Raw genomic sequence first — 15403 nt, 5'->3', positions numbered from 1 at the left:
GAGCGAAGCCGAGAGCTTGGGGAAGGGTGGGCACAGCCCACGTCGCCGGGGGCCGCGAGCGGAGGCGTGAGGAGGGGTGGGGTTCAGGGCGCCGCCCCCCGCGGCTACGCGCCGAGGAGGCTTTGGCCGCAGATTCGGATGAGTTGGGCGTTCACGCCCCCCGTGGCCAGCCAGGAGGTCGCTTCGGCGACGTCGACGGGGAGTCCCGCCTGGGCGAGGGAGTTCATGCGGCGGCCGGCCTCGCGGATGAGGAGGGGGACGGCCGCCGTCATCTTCGTCTCGATGAAGCCGGGGGCGACCGCGTTCATCGTGACGCCGTGTTCGGCGAGCGCGCGGGGCGCGAGGGAGCGGGTGAGTCCGGCGATGCCCGCTTTGCTGGCGGCGTAGTTGGTCTGGCCCGCGTTGCCCGCGATCCCGGCGATCGAGGAGGTGGCGACGATCCGGCCGCCGGGGCGGAGTACGCCGGTCCGCAGGAGGGTGTCGGTCGTGGTGAGGACCGCGGCGAGGTTCACGTCGAGCACCGCGTTCCAGCGGTCGCGCGGCATGTTGGCGAGTCGGCGGTCCCGGGTGATGCCCGCGTTGTGGACGAGGATGTCGAGGCCGCCGGTGGGCAGCGCGGCGACGATGCGGTCGACCGCGTCGTCGGCGGTGATGTCGAGGGGCAGTGCGGTGCCGCCGAGCCGGTCGGCGACGCGGGTCAGGTCGTGCTGGGCGGCCGGTACGTCGAGGAGCACCACGTGGGCGCCGTCGCGGACGAGGACGTCGGCGACGGCCTCGCCGATGCCGCGGGCGGCGCCGGTGACGAGTGCGGTGCGGCCCGCGAGGGGGCGGTTCCAGTCGGCGGGGTCGCGTACGGCGGCGTCGGGGCCGGTCTCGATCACCTGGCCGGTGACGTACGCGGACTTGGGGGAGAGGAGGAACCGCAGGGTGGACGCGGCGGTTGCGGCCGGTCCGGGTATGCGGACGAGGGAGGCGGTGCGGCCGCGGCCCAGTTCCTTGGCGAGGGAGCGGACGAAGCCTTCGAGTGCCTGCTGTGCCGCGGCCTGGTGGTGGTCGTCGGGGTCGGGCGGTGTGCCGAGTACGACCACGCGGCCGTTGTCGGCGATGGACCGTACGACGGGGTGCAGCGCGGTGTGCACTTCGGTGAGGTCGGGGACGCAGGCCACCGCGGTGGCGTCGAGGACAACTGCCGCCGGGTGTGCGGAGGTTGTGGCGGGCGGGTGGCCCAGGCCGGTGAGGAGTTCCACGAGGTCGTCCGTGTGCCGGGAGCCGCCGGTGGTGAGGAGCAGCAAGTCGCCTTCGAGGCGGGGGTGTTCGGGTGACCAGCGGCGTAGTTTGACGGGTTGGGGCAGGCCGAGGCGGCGGGTGAGGAAGCGGCCGGGCGCGGTGGCGGTGAAGTTCAGATAGCGGTCGGCCATTGTCCAACTCCCAGCTGAGTCCTAAATTTACTTCTGAGTAAGGTTACTCAAGGGTCAGGAGCTGGTCGAGACATGAGCCTTCCTTCCGTACGACGCGTGGCCGTCATCGGCGGCAGCCGCATCCCCTTCGCGCGCGCCGACGGGCCGTACGCGACCGCGTCGAACCAGGACATGCTGACCGCGGCCGTCGACGGTCTCGCGGCGCGCTACTCCCTCCAAGGAGAGGGTGCCGTAGGGGAATTGGTTGCCGGGGCCGTGCTCAAGCACAGCCGGGACTTCAACCTCGCGAGGGAGGTCGTGCTCGGGTCGACGCTCGACGCGCGCACCCCCGCGTACGACCTCCAACAGGCCTGCGGCACCGGGCTCCAGGCCGTTGTCGCCGTCGCCAACAAGGTCATGCTCGGGCAGCTCGAATCCGGTATCGCGGGCGGCGCCGACACCGCGAGCGACGCGCCGCTCGGCGTCAACGACGAGCTGCGCAGGATCCTGCTCGCCACGCGGCGCGCCAAGACCCTCGGCGGGCGGCTGCGCGCGCTCGGGCGGGTGCGGCCCCGGCATCTCGTGCCGGACATCCCGCGCAACGCCGAGCCGCGGACGGGGCTTTCCATGGGCGAGCACGCCGCCGTGACCGCGCGGGCGTGGGGCATCACGCGCGAGGCGCAGGACGAGCTGGCCGCCGCGAGTCACCAGCGGCTCGCCGCGGCGTACGAGCGGGGGTTCTTCGGCGACCTCGTCGTACCGTTCCGCGGACTCGCGAGGGACCAGAACCTGCGGCCGGGATCGACGGTGGAGAAACTCGCCCGGCTCGAACCGGTCTTCGGCCTCGACGGGCCCAACCCCACGATGACGGCCGGTAATTCGACCCCGCTGACGGACGGTGCCGCCGTCGCGCTGCTCGCGAGCGAGGAGTGGGCCGAGCGGCGTCACCTCGAACCGCTCGCCCATCTGGTCGCGTGCGAGACGGCCGCCGTGGACTTCGTGCGCGGTGATGTCGCGGGCGGCGAGGACGGGCTGCTCATGGCGCCCGCCCACGCGGTGCCCCGGATGCTGGAGCGGGCCGGGCTCGGACTCGGCGACTTCGACTTCGTGGAGGTCCACGAGGCGTTCGCCTCGCAGGTCCTCGCGACGCTCGCCGCGTGGGAGAAGCGGGGGCTCGGCACCGTGCCCAGGGAGCGTCTCAACGTCGCGGGGTCCTCGCTCGGCACCGGGCACCCCTTCGCGGCCACGGGCGCGCGGATCGTCGCGACGCTGGCCCGGCTGCTCGCGGAGCGCGGGCGGCCGGGGCGCGGTCTCATCTCCATCTGCGCGGCGGGCGGGCAGGGGGTCACGGCGATCCTGGAGCGGGACTGAGGGCTTCCGGGCGACTTGTCGTACGCGGAGAGTGAGCGGTGTGTGCGTACGGTGACCGGGCGCTGAACGGGCGGGCCCCGAGCCCGGCGCTTAGGGTGAGCCGAGGGGCACACCCTGGGAGGTTGCCGTGCGCGGAGCTTGTGCACTCGCCGGCGTCACCGTGCTGGTCGTCGTGGGAGCGGGAGTACCGGGGCTCGTCCCGGTCGCCGCGGCCGACGGGGGCGGCGCGCGGCCCGATCTGTCGCGCTTCTACACGCAGAAGATCAAGTGGTCCGCCTGCAAGGGCGCGACCGAGTCCGCCGCGGAGGCCACGGGCCGTGCCAAGGACGTCCGGTGCGGGCAGGTGACCGTGCCGCTCGACTACGCGAAACCGTCGGCGGGCACCGTCGACGTGGCGATGATCCGGATGCGGTCCAGCGGCAAGCCGCGCGGCTCCCTGCTCCTGAACTTCGGCGGCCCCGGCGGCCCCGGCGTCTCCTCGCTCGCCCAGTCGCAGAAGGAGTTCGGCTTCCTCAGCAAGGGGTACGACGTGGTCTCCTTCGACCCGCGCGGGGTCGGCGAGAGCGAGCCCGTCAGCTGCGGCGACGCCGCGGACGACGCGGAAGCGGCCGATGAGGGATCCGGCGACGCGGCCGCCGTGCTCGCCGAGTTGCGCAAGGTCGCCGCCAAGTGCGCCGCCGAGTCGGGTCCCGTCCTGCCGCACGTCGGCACGGTCAACGTCTCCCGCGACATGGACGTCATGCGGCAGGCGCTCGGCGACAAGAAACTCAACTACCTCGGCTTCTCGTACGGGACGCGGCTCGGCGCCGTCTACGCCGCCCAATTCCCCAAGAAGGTCGGGCGGATGGTGCTCGACGGCGTCGACACGCTGACCGAGCCCGTCGCCGAACAGTCCCTCGCCACCGCCGAGGGACGCCAGACCGCCCTCGACAACTTCCTCGCCTGGTGCACCGGGAACGCGGGCTGCGTCTTCGGCACGGACTCGCGGGCGGCCCGGCAGGGCATGGTCCGGCTCATCAAGGACATGGACGAGATGCCCCTCCAGTCCGCGGACGGCGGCGAGTTCACCGGACAGGACGTCGTCGCCGTGCTCAGCCAGGCCCTGTACAGCAGGCAGGCGTGGCCCGCGCTCTCCCAGGCGCTCGGCGCGCTGCTCGCGGACGGGGATCCGCGGGCGCTGATCCGGATGAGCGGCGGGCTCGGGCACTCCGGGCGGGCCGAGGACATGCCCGCCGACAACATGGCCGCCGCGCTCATGGCGGTGAACTGCGCCGACGACCCCGACCGGCCCGACGCCGCCCGCATCGAGAAGGAAGTCGGCAGGCTCCAGGAGGAGTTCGAGGAGGCGTCGCCCGTCTTCGGCAGGTCGATGCTGATGCCGGTGCTGCTGTGCTTCGGCCGGCCCGCGGGGACCACGTACATCCGTGACGACGTACGGGACGTGAAGACGCCCAAGCTGCTGCTCGTCGGCACGCGCGGCGACCCGGCCACGCCCTACCGGTGGACGGAGGAGACCGCGAGGCGCCTCGGGTCGCAGGCCGTCGTCCTGGACAACAAGGGGGACGGGCACACCGGTTACCTGGGCTCCAAGTGCGTACAGGACAAGGTCGACGGGTTCCTGCTGTACGGGGAGACGCCGAAGAGCGGGAGTTCCTGCGCGGCGGAGTGAGCGCTGATCGCTCCGCGGGAAGTACGGTCCACACCTGCGGGTGCGTCGTGGCTGGTCGCGCAGTTCCCCGCGCCCCTTCGGGGCACACCTGAACCGCGTCGAACGTCCACAAGGTCGCTCAGCCCTGCGGGGCCAGGTCCAGCATCGCCTTCTCGTCGGCCGTGTCCGGCTTGGCCTGGTACACCACCATGCGCTGGCCGCCCGTCCTCGCCAGCTGCATCACCTCGTACGTGAGGGTCATCGTGCCGACCTTCGGATGCGCGAACGTCTTCGTGCCGCCGCCGCGCTCGCGCACGTCGTACCGCTCCCAGATGCGGGCGAAGTCCGGCGACTTCAGGAGGAGTTCACCCACCAGTGTGGTCAGCTGGGGCGAGTCGGTGTCGGTGCCGCCGACCGCGCGCAGATGGGCCACCGACGTCGCGACGGTCTCCTCCCACGGCTGGTAGAGCACCCGGCCGACGGGGTGCAGGAAGAGATAGCGCGTCACGTTGCGCTGCTCGGCGGGCCAGTCCCACAGGCCCGGCAGCAGCTGCTTGCCCGCGGCGTTGGCGGCCAGCATGTAGCTGTGCCTGCTCACCACGTACGCGGGCAGCGGGCTCAGCGCGTCCAGCATGCGCTGGGTCGAATCGCGGACCGTGTGGTCCGCCGTGGGGTGCGGCTCGGTGAGGCGGCCCGATGCCAGCTCCGCCAGGTCGTGCAGGCGGTCGTGGGCGTCGCCCGTCAGGCGCAGGGCGCGGGCCAGCGCGTCGATGACGGCGGGCGACGGGTTCGTCTCGCGGCCGCGTTCCAGGCGCGTGTAGTAGTCGACGCTCACACCGGCGAGCGTGGCCAGCTCCTCGCGGCGCAGGCCCGGGGTGCGGCGCAGGCCCGTGCCGGTGGGGAGGCCCGCCTCGGCGGGGGTGACGCGGGCGCGGCGGGCGCGGAGGTATCTGCCGAGTTCCGTGCCGGTGGCGGTTCCGGTGCCGGTCCCGGTTCCGGTTCCGGTGGCCGCGCTCGTTGTGCTTTCGGTCATCTGTCCATTGTCGCTCGTGGGTGATCGGCGTGGGGGGCTGTGTCAGGGCCTGGAACGGGGGACCCCGGTGAAGCGCGGCCTGCCACTTCGTGGGGCCTGGGCGGAGAGTGGGTGTTGTTGCGGGCGGCGGGGTCGCCGTGGCCCAGGGGGTGCGTTGTCGCCGGGCCGCGGCTGCGGTGGTCCTTTCCGCCCGCACCTTGTTTGGCCGCACCTCATCCGCCCGTAGGGGCCTTTCCCGCCCGCCCGCCCGTACCTCTGGGGCCTTTCCCACCCACCCGCCCGCCCGTACCTCTGCGCCGAAGCGTCGATCCAGGAGCCCCTCATGGCCGTTCCCGTTCTCGAATCACCCACCCTTCCCCGCGAAGCCACCCCCCGCCCACCCCGCTCCTCCGCCGTCGCCCTCACCGCCGCCCTTCTCGGGTTCACCGTCATCACCATCGACGTCACCGCCGTGAACATCGCGCTGCCCGACATCCGGGATTCGCTGCACGGGGGCATGGCGGGGCTGCAATGGGTCGTGGATGCCTACACGTTGATGTTCGCGGCGCTGATGCTCTCCGCGGGGGCGCTGGCCGACCGGGCGGGGGCGCGGCGGGCGTATGCGTGGGGTGTGGGGCTGTTCACCGCGGCCTCGCTGGCGTGCGCGCTCGCGCCGGGGATCGGGGCGCTGATCGCGGCGCGCGTCGCGCAGGGCGGGGCCGCGGCCATCGTGATGCCCGCGTCGCTGGCGCTGATCCGGCAGGCGTACGACGATCCGCGTCGCCGGGCGCGGGCCATCGCGCTGTGGACGGTGGGGGGTTCGGCGGCCGTGGCGGTGGGGCCCGTGCTGGGCGGTGTGCTCACCGAGACCGCCGGGTGGCGTGCCGTGTTCCTGCTCAACCTGCCGGTGGGCGCGGTGATCCTGGCGCTGCTCGCCCGTACCGCCGTCTCGCCCCGCAGGCCCGCACCGCTCGACCTCGGCGGTCAGGTGACGGCCGTACTCGCCCTGGCCGGGCTCGCGTTCGCGGTCATCGAGGGCGGGCACCTGGGGTGGACGAGCGCGCCGGTGCTCGCCGCGTTCGGCGGTGCGGTCCTCGCCGGGCTCGCCTTCGTCGCCGTGGAGCGGCGGCACCGCGCGCCGATGGTGCCGCTGGAGCTGCTGCGGCAGCGGCAGGTCGCGGTGGCGCTGGCGGTCGGGTTCGCCGTGAACGCGGGCTTCTACGGGGTGACGTTCCTTCTCGGCCTGTACTACCAGCAGTTGCGGGGCATGTCGGGTGTCGAGGCGGGGCTGATGTTCGTGCCGCTCGCCGCGTTCATCACCGGCACGAACCTCGTGTCGCCGCGGGCCGCCGAGCGGTTCGGGCGGCGTCCTGTGATCGTCATCGGGCAGGCCGTGCTCGCCCTCGCGATGTTCGCGCTGCTTCCGCTGGGCGCCCAAACCCCGCTCTGGCTCGTCCTCGTGCTGCTGATCCCGACCGGCATGGGCGGTGCCTTCGCGGTCCCCGCGCTCACCGCGCAGCTCATGGACAGCGTGCCGGGGGAACGCGCGGGCACGGCGTCGGGGCTCCTCAACTCCCTTCGCCAGACGGGCGGTGCGATGTCCGTGGCGCTGTTCGGCGCGCTCCTCGCGGGCGGCGGCTCCGGTTTCTCGCTCGCGGGCATGCACATGGGTCTCCTCGTCACGGGGCTCGTCCTGTGCGTCACCACGGCGCTCGCGGCGTGGCTGCTGCCGCGCGGCTGAGCCGGGAGCGGAATTGCGGGTGCGGGTGCGGACGTTCGTGCGAGAGTGACGGCCTTGTACGGAAGTGACGAGAGGGGCGGGGCGCATGGCACGGGGGACAGTTACGTACAGAGTGCGATACGCGCATTTCCCGCCGGCCGTGGTGGCCGGGGGCGGCCGGTCGGCGGACGTGGTGGGGCGGCTGGTCCGGGACGGTGACGCGCCCGCGCGGGAGCAGGGCCGGTCGCTGCGCGCCTTTCACGTCATGCCGGACGACGGCGCGGAGCCGCTGGCCCGGGTGACGACCGAGCAGGAACTGGGCCCGCGCGGCGGCGAGCGGCCCGCCGTCTACCGCGTCGACGACGGCCGGGGCGCTCCGCTCGGCCGGGTCACGTTCCGGCGCGGCCGTCCGGGCAGGTTCGGCAGGGCGCGGTGGACCGTGGAGCCGGTCGGGGGTCCTGCGCTCGGCGGGTACCGGGGCCGCCTGCTGTGGTGGGCGGTGTGGTGGCCGCTCGGTCTTCCGCTCAGCGTGGTGTGGGCGGTCCTCTCGCTCCTCGGCGACGGCGACGACGGGTTCGGCGCGCCCCGCAGGGTCATCTGGCGCGACGGCTCACGCCGGGGGCGCCTCGTCTTCCGAGGGATCGCCGACGAGTACAAGGTGCGGGGCGAGGGCCTGGACCCGCGTCTCGTGCTCGCGCTCATCGGGCTGCACCAGTCGTTCGACCCGTCCGACGGGGCGCCTTCCACGGGCTGGTACGAGACGGTCAGCGCGCCCAGTCGCGGGCCAGTTCGGTGAACGCGCGGGCCGCGGCCGTCTCGTAGGCGTCCTCGCGGCGCAGCAGCGTGACGGTGCGGGCGGGCAGCGCGGGGGCCAGCGGCACGGGGTGCAGATACGGGTGGTCGCGGGTCAGGGCGTCGGGCAGGACCGTGGCGAGCGGGGTGCGCCGGACGATCTCCGTCAGGGCGTTGATCGAGTCCGCCTGGACGGCGATGCGCGGCTGGACGCGATGCCTCGCGAAGTGGGCGTCGATGTGGTCGCGGGTGGCGAAGCCGGGGCTGAGCAGGGCGAGCGGGCAGTCGGCGAGTTCGCGGACCGGCAGCGGGCGTGCGCGGCCCGCGTGGGGGTGGGCGTCGCCGACGACGAGGCCGAGCGTCTCGGTGAACAGGTCGGTGCCGGTGATGCCGGTGCGGTGCGGGCGGGGTCCGTCGAAGGCGATGCCCAGGTCCAGTTCGTCGGCGAGCAGGGCGCTCTCGATGTCGTCCTGGGACTTCTCCCTGACGTCGAGGGTGATCCCCGGGTGCCGCTCGTGGAGGCGGGCGGCGAGCGGCCCGACCAGGTAGGCGGTGAACGTCGGTGTCGTCGCCAGGCGGAGCGTCCCGCGCGACAGGTCGGCCACCTCGCCCAGGGCCCGCTCGGCGGCGGTCAGCTCCTGGAGGGCGCGGCGGGCGTGGTGGGCGTAGGCCGTACCGGCGTCGGTGAGGCGGACGGTGCGGCCCGTGCGGTCCAACAGCTGGGCGCCGACGGCCCGTTCGAGCTGTTTGACCTGCTGCGACAGGGTCGGCTGCGAGACGTGCAGCTCGTCGGCGGCGGGGGTGAAGCCGGCGTGCTCGGCGACGGCGAGCAGATAGCGCAGATGACGGAGTTCCGGTGCCATACCAGGAACTATAGATGGCATCGATAGGAGTCATCCGTACTGCGTCTTGGACGCTATAGGTGCAGGTCATGCATGGTGGATCGCAGGCCGCCTCCGCAGGGGGACCCCGGCGGACCGGCCGCCACCGAAGGGAGTGACCATGCACGACCTCAGCGAGGGCGTCGCCCGGTTCCAGCGCGACGTCTTCCCCGGCAAGGCGGACCTGTTCGCCCGCCTGGCGACCACGCACCGGCCGGGCACGCTGTTCATCAGCTGCTCCGACGCCCGCGTCGTGCCGGAGCTGATCACTCAGCGCGAGCCGGGCGAGCTGTTCGTCATCCGCACCGCGGGGAACGTCGTGCCCCCGTACGCCCCCGGCGCCGACGGGGTCGCCGCGAGCGTCGAGTACGCCGTCGCGGTCCTCGGCGTCGGCGACGTCGTGGTCTGCGGGCACTCCGGCTGCGGGGCGATGACCGCGCTGGCCGAGGGGCACGACCTGGGCGCGCTGCCCGCCGTCGCCGACTGGCTGCGGCACGTGGACGCCGTGCCGACGCGTGACGTGGCCGCCCTGGTCCGCGCCAACGTCGCCGCCCAGCTGGCCAATCTGGCCACCCACCCCGCGGTGGCCCGCGCCCTCGCGGCGCGGACGCTCACCTTGCGCGGCTGGGTCTTCGACATCCCCACCGGCTCGGTGACGGACGTCGATGTCCCAACGGACGTCGATGTCTCAAGCCCCGTCGCGCGTACGCCTGTTCACCAGTAGATCCACCCCATTCACGTACACGTACACATACACGAACACGAAAGGGACCATCCCCATGCCGCACGCCCAGTTCGACCCCACCGCCCGTCAGGCCCTCGCCGTCGCCGCCGTCGACGCCAAGACCCGCAAGGACCTGTCCTGGCAGCAGATCGCCGACGCGACCGGCGGCCTCTCGGTCGCGTTCGTCACCGCCGCCGTGCTCGGCCAGCACGCCCTGCCGGACGACGCGGCCGACGCCGTCGCCGAGCTGCTCGGTCTGGACGCGGACGCGGCGATGCTGCTCCGGACCATCCCGACCCGCGGCTCCATCGACGGCGGCATCCCGACCGACCCGACGATCTACCGCTTCTACGAGATGCTCCAGGTCTACGGCACCACCCTGAAGGCCCTGGTCCACGAGGAGTTCGGCGACGGCATCATCAGCGCCATCAACTTCCGCCTCGACGTGAAGAAGGTCGCCGACCCCGAGGGCGGCGAGCGCGCCGTCATCACGCTGGACGGCAAGTACCTGCCGACCAAGCCCTTCTGACGGTCCGTACGCCGCCGGGCCGGTCAGCCCGTGACCGTGAACGCCACCTCGTGCACCGAGTTGCGGGCGCCCGGCGGCGGCTGCACCCGGCCCGCACGGTCCTTCGCCCGCGAGCGGACCGTGTGCGGGCCCGGCGGCAGGGGCCGCATCAGGTGGAAGCCCTGCCAGGCCGGTTCGGCGCCGAGCACGTCGAGATGGGCCTCTTCCCACGGGCCGCCGTCGACGGACAGCTCGACCGAGACGACCTCCGTGCTGCTCCAGGCGCGGCCCCTGAACACCTGGGTGCCCGGGGCGAGTTCGGTGCCGGGCGCGGGGGAGAGCAGCTTGCTGCCGACGTCGATCTCGCGGACCGGCTGCGGGGTGTCGTGGCCCGGGAGCACGCGCGTGTAGAACCTCGTGGTGAACATGTGCTCGGGGCGGGTGTCGGTGAGGACGATCCGGGTCAGCCACTTCACCGAGTTGGTGCCGAACATCCGCGGGACGACGGCGCGCAGCGGATGCCCGTGCCGGGGCCGCAGCGGCTCGCCGTTCATGCCGTGCGCCAGGAACACGTCGCGGTGCGCCGTGGCCAGGGGCAGGTCCTTCACGTACGAGAGACCGTCCTCGCCCTGGAAGGAGCCGGTGTCCGCGCCCTCGAAGCGCACGTGCCGGGCCCCGGCGAGCGGCATCGCGCGGTCCAGGAGCGCGGCGAGGGGCACGCCCGTCCACTCCACGTTGGCCACCGCACGCGTCGGGGTGTCGGGGCGGAACGGGCTGCCGAAGCACTCGTGCACCGCCGTGAGCTGCTCGGCGGGCAGCGCGAGGACCGCGGGCAGGTCGAGGCGGAGCGGCCGCTCGACCAGGCCCTCCACCGTCAGGGTCCAGCTGTCCGCGTCGACCTCGGGCACGCCCATGTGCGTGCGTACGAAGACGTTGTCCACCGGGGTGATGAAGTCGGGGCCCGGCGCGGGGTCCGCCGTCGAGGGGTCCTCGGGCGGCGGCGTGAGCGGGGCGGCGGGCTTCGACGTCCCGGCGGACGGTGCGGGCCCTGTGGACGGTGCGGGCCGTGTGGACGGTGCGGTCATCGGGCGGCTCCCCTTCCGGGTCCCTCCGGTTCCTTTCCCGGGTCCGCCGTGCGGCGCTGCGGCATCGTGTCGGACGCCTTCATCGCCAGGACGAACAGGGTCAGCATGGCAAGGGACAGTGCGGTCGGCGCAATGAGCATGACGAGTAGTTCCCCCCGGTCTCCAAGTCCTGCGAACCTCAAGATCCTATGAGGGCCGGGGCGGAGCCGCCCAGTCCTTTTCCCGGGACGAGGCCCGGCACCTCCTCCGGGGCGAGGCCCGGCACCTCCTCAGGGGCGACGCCCGGCAGCCCCTCCGGGGCGACGCCCGGCAGCCAGGTGAATCCGCCCCCCGCCCCCGCGAGCCGCTGCCGCCCCGCGGCCCCCGCCCTCGCATGTGGTTCGGGTACACCCGCCGACCCCGGACCCCGAGGAGGGCCCCTCCCGATGTCCCGCCCAAGACGCCTGCCACGGACCACCCGCGCCGCCGTGACCGCGCTGCTCGTCACCGTGGGCCTGGCCGCCCCGGCCGCCGCCGCGCCCCCGCGCGGGCCCGAACCCGGATCCGACCCCTGGGTGGTCCGCACCGCCACCGTGGATCTGCGCCGCGAACACTTCTCCTATCTCTGCGACCGCCCCGACGCCGGGCCGCCGCCGCAGCCGACGCTGACCTTCTTCCCGTACGACGTGACCGCCAAGATCGTCGAGGACCACTCGATGGACGACGGCCAGGGCACCATCTCCTGGTCGGGGCACGAGGTCGGGCACCCCGACAACCAGGTGAACGTCCAGGTCAGCAACGCATGCGCAGGGAACGACAGCGGAAAGCCCATCGTCCTCGAAGGGTTCGCCGACCTCGGGGCCCGCGGCGCGTACGCCGTGCATCCCGCCGAGGGCAGGCCGAGCACCGCCGTCTTCGAGGAGTGGGACCTGTCGAAGCTGCCCAGGGACACCGACGACGACACCGTGGAGTCCGGGGAGACGGCCGAGCCCGACGCGCCGAGCGGGCGCGGCAAACCCGACAGGTCCCGGCCCGCCGTCATCGACGTACTCCTCCTGTTCACGCCCAAGGAGGCGGCCAAGGCCCGCGGCGACCGCTCCTTCCGGAGTCTGCAGGCGACGGCGTCCTCCATCGAGACCCGGATGAACCGCGCCCTGTCGGACAGCGGGGTCATGGCGAGCATCGACGTCGTGCACGTCCAGGAGGTCACCGGCTTCAAGAACGCCCGCGCCGAGTCCGACGCGGGCGCCATGCTCGACCTCGTCTCCGACCCCGCGGACAAGAACATCGGCGCCACGGCGGCCGCCCTGCGCACACGCCACGCCGCGGACACCGTCCTCGTCCTCGCCGACAACGGAGGCAGCGGCATCGCCCACCGCCCCGACGCGCCGGGCCCCGGCACGGCGGACCAGGCCTTCGCCGTCGAGGGCCTGGAGGCCATCTTCACCGACGGCGTCAGCCACGAGATCGGCCACAACCTCGGGCTCGACCACGACCGTTGGACGCTCCGTCACGACAAGTACGGCCGGGGCGAGCCGAGTTCGACGTACCCGTACAACACCGGCTGGATCACGCCCGACCAGAAGTACTCCACGGTGATGGCGTACGAATGGAACTGCGCGGCGGGCAAGAAGTGGTGCGACCAGATCAACCAGTACGCCAACCGCGGCAACCGCTACGCGGGCCAGCCGCTCGGCGACAAGGACAACGACCAGACCCGGGTGCTCAAGCAGACCGCCTACCTGGTCGGCGACTACCGCACCCCGGCCACGCCCCGCCCCCGCCACACCCTGACCCTCGCCGCGTCCCCGACGGCAGGCGGCACCACGCGCGCCTTCGTCTGGGGCCCCTACAAGAGCGGTACGCGCGTCGTCGTACGGGCCTACCCCGCCGCCGGATACACCTTCGAGGGCTGGACCCTGGACGGCAAGCCGCACTCCAACAAGGGGCGGGACATGTCGCTCGCCATGAACGCCGGGCACCGTCTCGTCGCCCGGTTCAAGGCAGGCTGCGCGAAGCTGCCGACCGGCGGGTTCCTCAAGAAATGGACCCAACTGGGCGGCGTCAAGGGCCGGTTGAAGTGCCCCACCGGCGACCGCCGCGCCCTGCCGAACGGCGGCGGCTTCCAGCACTTCCAGGGCGGATCCCTCTACTACTCGCCGAAAACCGGCATGCACCCCGTCTGGGGCGCCTTCCGCGCCGCCTGGCAGAAGACCGGCTGGGAACGCGGCAGGCTCGGCTACCCGAGGTCGGGCGAGAAAAGGATCAACCCGGCCGGTGACGTACGCCAGTGGTTCCAGGGCGGCTCACTGACGTGGAACGCGAAGAGCAAGAAGGTCACGACCTGGTACGCGAAGTGAGGCGAGGGGCGCCCCTGCTCGGGGCGCCCCGTAACGCTCAGCAGTTCCCCCGCACCGACTTCCCCGCGAAGCGATCCGCCAGCCACTCCGCCGCGAACGGCGACTGCGTGATCACCCCACTCACATGCTCACCCACCGGTACGGTGTGCCACTCCACATTCGCCCCCTTCGCGCACCAGTCCGCACGGACCTCCTTGCCCACGCCGTACGGAATGAGCTCGTCGGCGAGCGCGTGGTAGAGGTAGACCGGCGCGTCGGGCTTGTGCGTGCCGACCCGGGACTCCCGCAGGCGCTGCTGCCAGTCGGGCTGGTCCAGGGGGTTCTTCGTGGTCATCGACGCGATCGTCTTGAAGGAGCCGAGCACCGCGCCGTCCGCCACGCAGGTGTTCTTCATGGCGCCGACGAGCGTCCTGCCCACCGGGTTCAGGTAGGAGTCGAGCTTCAGCTCGGGGAACGCCGCGTTCTGCCCGATGGCCGCCATGAAGATCAGGCCCGAGCCGTACGAACCGTCGTTGAAGGCGGCGACCTTCTCCAGGTCGCCGGGGACACCGCCGGTCGCCGTGCCCTTGACATCGAGGTCGGGGGCGTACGAGTCGTGGAGTTCGGCCGCCCACGAGGAGGCCTGGCCGCCCTGCGAGTAGCCCATGATGCCGACCGGGGTGTCCTCGCCGAGGCCCGCGTCCGGCAGCCGGATCGCGGCGCGGGCGACGTCCAGCATGGCCTGGCCCTCGGCGCGGCCCACCGTGTAGGTGTGGTCGCCGGGCGTGCCGAGCCCCTCGTAGTCGGTGACGGCCACCGCCCAGCCGCGCAGGGTGAGTTGCTGGATGAGGTTGGCCTCCATGGTGGTGCCCTTGGGGAAGCCCGCGCTGGGCGCGCAGTGGTCGCCGACGCCGACGGTCCCCACGGCGTACGTGATGAGGGGGCGCGGCCCCTTCCTGCCGTCCTGCGGCACGATGACCGTGCCGGAGACGGTGTTCGGCTCGCCCTTCGCCGTGGTCGAGCGGTAGTCGACCTTCCACGCCTTGGTGTTCGTCGGCTGGCCCGGCAGGGGGTGGAAGCTGCTCGGCTCGGAGCTCACTATGTCGCCGGGGGACAGGTTCTCGCCGGTCCCCGCGGCGGCGCCCGTGCCCGGGTCGGCGTGTGCCGCGGCGAGCGGGGTGATGGCCGAAAGGCCGAGCGCGACGGCCACGGCCAGTGCTCTGCAGCCGGTGCGGGTGTGCATGCGGCTCTCCCAACTGTCGTATGGGGCAGTGCGTTTCGCCGACGACCGTAGTGACCCATGAGTAAGTCAGGGGCTGACCGGGACGCTCACCTTCGTTGACCCCTGCTCGCAGGTATCCAGGCGGGCCACCCGGCGCTACGTTCACTGAGGGGGAGCCGCGGGCTCTGGAGCGAGTGGGGGTGTGGCGATGCTCGACGACGCCATGACAGCGCTGGCGGCAGCGGGGGGAACAGCCGTCGTGCAGGCCGCGGGCACGGATGCCTGGGCGGGCGTCCGGGCGGCCGTCGCCCGGTGGTTCGGGCGCGGCGACGCGGCGCGCGAACGGGCCGAACTGGCCCGCCTCGACCGTACGGACGCGACCCTAACGGGCGCGGACGGCGAGCTCGGCAGGCGGCTGCGGGACGACGAACGGATCTCCTGGCGCACCCGCTTCGAGATCGCCCTCGACGACCTGGACGACACCGTGCGCCAGGAACTGGGCGACGAACTGCGCCATCTGGTCGGGGAGTTGCGGCAGATCATCGCCAAGGACGCGCCCCATGTCGTCCAGGCGTCCGCGACCGGGCCCGGCGCGCAGGCCGCCGAGTACGTCGTGAACTACGGCAGCCCGGTCAACATCGACAAGATGTACGGAAACCTGGGCCTAGACCGCCCTTCGGCGCCGGATCCGACCGAGGGCTGAGCGGACCGGCGGGCCCCAGGCC

General features: G+C 72.9%; 14 protein-coding genes. 8 read left to right on the top strand and 6 right to left on the bottom strand.

Translation table 11 applies throughout. From position 1 onward, the window contains the following. Positions 1-104: 104 nt before the first annotated feature. A complete protein-coding gene (locus ACFWZ2_RS23710) occupies positions 105-1418 on the bottom strand; it encodes a 3-oxoacyl-ACP reductase (protein ID WP_384548718.1) in 1314 nt (437 codons plus the stop codon). A 72-nt stretch (positions 1419-1490) separates the two neighbouring features. On the opposite strand from ACFWZ2_RS23710, the gene ACFWZ2_RS23705 reads away from it, so the two are divergent. Both ACFWZ2_RS23705 and ACFWZ2_RS23700 read left to right on the top strand, forming a co-directional pair. Next, on the top strand, positions 1491-2768 hold the full coding sequence (locus ACFWZ2_RS23705; protein WP_384548717.1) for an acetyl-CoA C-acetyltransferase: 1278 nt from the start codon (positions 1491-1493) through the stop codon (positions 2766-2768). Positions 2769-2895: 127 nt separating this feature from the next. Beyond that, a complete protein-coding gene (locus tag ACFWZ2_RS23700) occupies positions 2896-4437 on the top strand; it encodes an alpha/beta hydrolase (protein WP_384548716.1) in 1542 nt (513 codons plus the stop codon). A gap of 118 nt (positions 4438-4555) precedes the next feature. On the opposite strand, the gene ACFWZ2_RS23695 is transcribed toward ACFWZ2_RS23700, so the two are convergent. After that, complete coding sequence (locus ACFWZ2_RS23695; RefSeq protein ID WP_384548715.1) at positions 4556-5449, bottom strand: helix-turn-helix transcriptional regulator; 894 nt, start codon at positions 5447-5449, stop codon at positions 4556-4558. A gap of 322 nt (positions 5450-5771) precedes the next feature. On the opposite strand from ACFWZ2_RS23695, the gene ACFWZ2_RS23690 reads away from it, so the two are divergent. Next, positions 5772-7169 carry an MFS transporter gene (locus ACFWZ2_RS23690; protein ID WP_384548713.1) on the top strand — a complete coding sequence of 466 codons (1398 nt, stop codon included), beginning with the start codon at positions 5772-5774 and terminating at the stop codon, positions 7167-7169. A 112-nt stretch (positions 7170-7281) separates the two neighbouring features. Beyond that, positions 7282-7944 (top strand): hypothetical protein, encoded by a 663-nt coding sequence (locus ACFWZ2_RS23685; protein WP_384548711.1) that lies wholly within the window; start codon positions 7282-7284, stop codon positions 7942-7944. On the opposite strand, the gene cynR is transcribed toward ACFWZ2_RS23685, so the two are convergent. Beyond that, positions 7913-8803: a transcriptional regulator CynR gene (gene cynR, locus ACFWZ2_RS23680; RefSeq protein WP_384548709.1), complete on the bottom strand. Its 891-nt coding sequence runs from the start codon at positions 8801-8803 to the stop codon at positions 7913-7915. The genes ACFWZ2_RS23685 and cynR overlap by 32 nt on opposite strands. Positions 8804-8942: 139 nt before the next feature. Here cynR and ACFWZ2_RS23675 point away from each other — a divergent pair, with 139 nt between their 5' ends. Then, complete coding sequence (locus ACFWZ2_RS23675; protein ID WP_384548707.1) at positions 8943-9545, top strand: carbonic anhydrase; 603 nt, start codon at positions 8943-8945, stop codon at positions 9543-9545. A 55-nt stretch (positions 9546-9600) separates the two neighbouring features. Then, entirely contained in the window at positions 9601-10074 is a 474-nt protein-coding gene (gene cynS / locus ACFWZ2_RS23670; protein WP_384548705.1) for a cyanase, read from the top strand. Positions 10075-10097: 23 nt separating this feature from the next. Here the strand turns inward: cynS and ACFWZ2_RS23665 are convergent, their stop codons facing one another. Both ACFWZ2_RS23665 and ACFWZ2_RS23660 read right to left on the bottom strand, forming a co-directional pair. Further along, positions 10098-11138, bottom strand: a complete 1041-nt coding sequence (locus tag ACFWZ2_RS23665; RefSeq protein ID WP_384548704.1) for a molybdopterin-dependent oxidoreductase — start codon at positions 11136-11138, stop codon at positions 10098-10100. Further along, positions 11135-11278 (bottom strand): hypothetical protein, encoded by a 144-nt coding sequence (locus tag ACFWZ2_RS23660; protein ID WP_384548702.1) that lies wholly within the window; start codon positions 11276-11278, stop codon positions 11135-11137. Before ACFWZ2_RS23660 ends, ACFWZ2_RS23665 begins: the two co-directional genes overlap by 4 nt. A 285-nt stretch (positions 11279-11563) precedes the next feature. On the opposite strand from ACFWZ2_RS23660, the gene ACFWZ2_RS23655 reads away from it, so the two are divergent. After that, positions 11564-13477 carry a zinc-dependent metalloprotease family protein gene (locus ACFWZ2_RS23655; RefSeq protein WP_384548700.1) on the top strand — a complete coding sequence of 638 codons (1914 nt, stop codon included), beginning with the start codon at positions 11564-11566 and terminating at the stop codon, positions 13475-13477. A gap of 37 nt (positions 13478-13514) precedes the next feature. On the opposite strand, the gene ACFWZ2_RS23650 is transcribed toward ACFWZ2_RS23655, so the two are convergent. Continuing rightward, positions 13515-14699, bottom strand: coding sequence for a lipase family protein (locus ACFWZ2_RS23650; RefSeq protein ID WP_384548698.1), 1185 nt, complete (start codon positions 14697-14699; stop codon positions 13515-13517). A 187-nt stretch (positions 14700-14886) separates the two neighbouring features. Here ACFWZ2_RS23650 and ACFWZ2_RS23645 point away from each other — a divergent pair, with 187 nt between their 5' ends. Next, positions 14887-15381 (top strand): hypothetical protein, encoded by a 495-nt coding sequence (locus ACFWZ2_RS23645; RefSeq protein WP_384548696.1) that lies wholly within the window; start codon positions 14887-14889, stop codon positions 15379-15381. Positions 15382-15403 lie beyond the last annotated feature (22 nt).

The sequence above is a fragment of the Streptomyces sp. NPDC059002 genome, from assembly GCF_042740435.1.
Taxonomy (GTDB): domain Bacteria; phylum Actinomycetota; class Actinomycetes; order Streptomycetales; family Streptomycetaceae; genus Streptomyces.
Note: the sequence above shows the minus strand (reverse complement) of the source record. Positions and strands in the feature narration are given on the sequence as shown.

Bases quoted from the DNA above. Each gene is read 5' to 3' on its own strand.
- ACFWZ2_RS23660 (WP_384548702.1), bottom strand. From the start codon at position 11,278: ATGCTCATTGCGCCGACCGCACTGTCCCTTGCCATGCTGACCCTGTTC.
- cynS (WP_384548705.1), top strand. From the start codon at position 9,601: ATGCCGCACGCCCAGTTCGACCCCACCGCCCGTCAGGCCCTCGCCGTC.
- ACFWZ2_RS23650 (WP_384548698.1), bottom strand. From the start codon at position 14,699: ATGCACACCCGCACCGGCTGCAGAGCACTGGCCGTGGCCGTCGCGCTC.
- ACFWZ2_RS23655 (WP_384548700.1), top strand. From the start codon at position 11,564: ATGTCCCGCCCAAGACGCCTGCCACGGACCACCCGCGCCGCCGTGACC.
- ACFWZ2_RS23645 (WP_384548696.1), top strand. From the start codon at position 14,887: ATGCTCGACGACGCCATGACAGCGCTGGCGGCAGCGGGGGGAACAGCC.
- ACFWZ2_RS23665 (WP_384548704.1), bottom strand. From the start codon at position 11,138: ATGACCGCACCGTCCACACGGCCCGCACCGTCCACAGGGCCCGCACCG.
- cynR (WP_384548709.1), bottom strand. From the start codon at position 8,803: ATGGCACCGGAACTCCGTCATCTGCGCTATCTGCTCGCCGTCGCCGAG.
- ACFWZ2_RS23705 (WP_384548717.1), top strand. From the start codon at position 1,491: ATGAGCCTTCCTTCCGTACGACGCGTGGCCGTCATCGGCGGCAGCCGC.
- ACFWZ2_RS23675 (WP_384548707.1), top strand. From the start codon at position 8,943: ATGCACGACCTCAGCGAGGGCGTCGCCCGGTTCCAGCGCGACGTCTTC.
- ACFWZ2_RS23710 (WP_384548718.1), bottom strand. From the start codon at position 1,418: ATGGCCGACCGCTATCTGAACTTCACCGCCACCGCGCCCGGCCGCTTC.
- ACFWZ2_RS23695 (WP_384548715.1), bottom strand. From the start codon at position 5,449: ATGACCGAAAGCACAACGAGCGCGGCCACCGGAACCGGAACCGGGACC.
- ACFWZ2_RS23690 (WP_384548713.1), top strand. From the start codon at position 5,772: ATGGCCGTTCCCGTTCTCGAATCACCCACCCTTCCCCGCGAAGCCACC.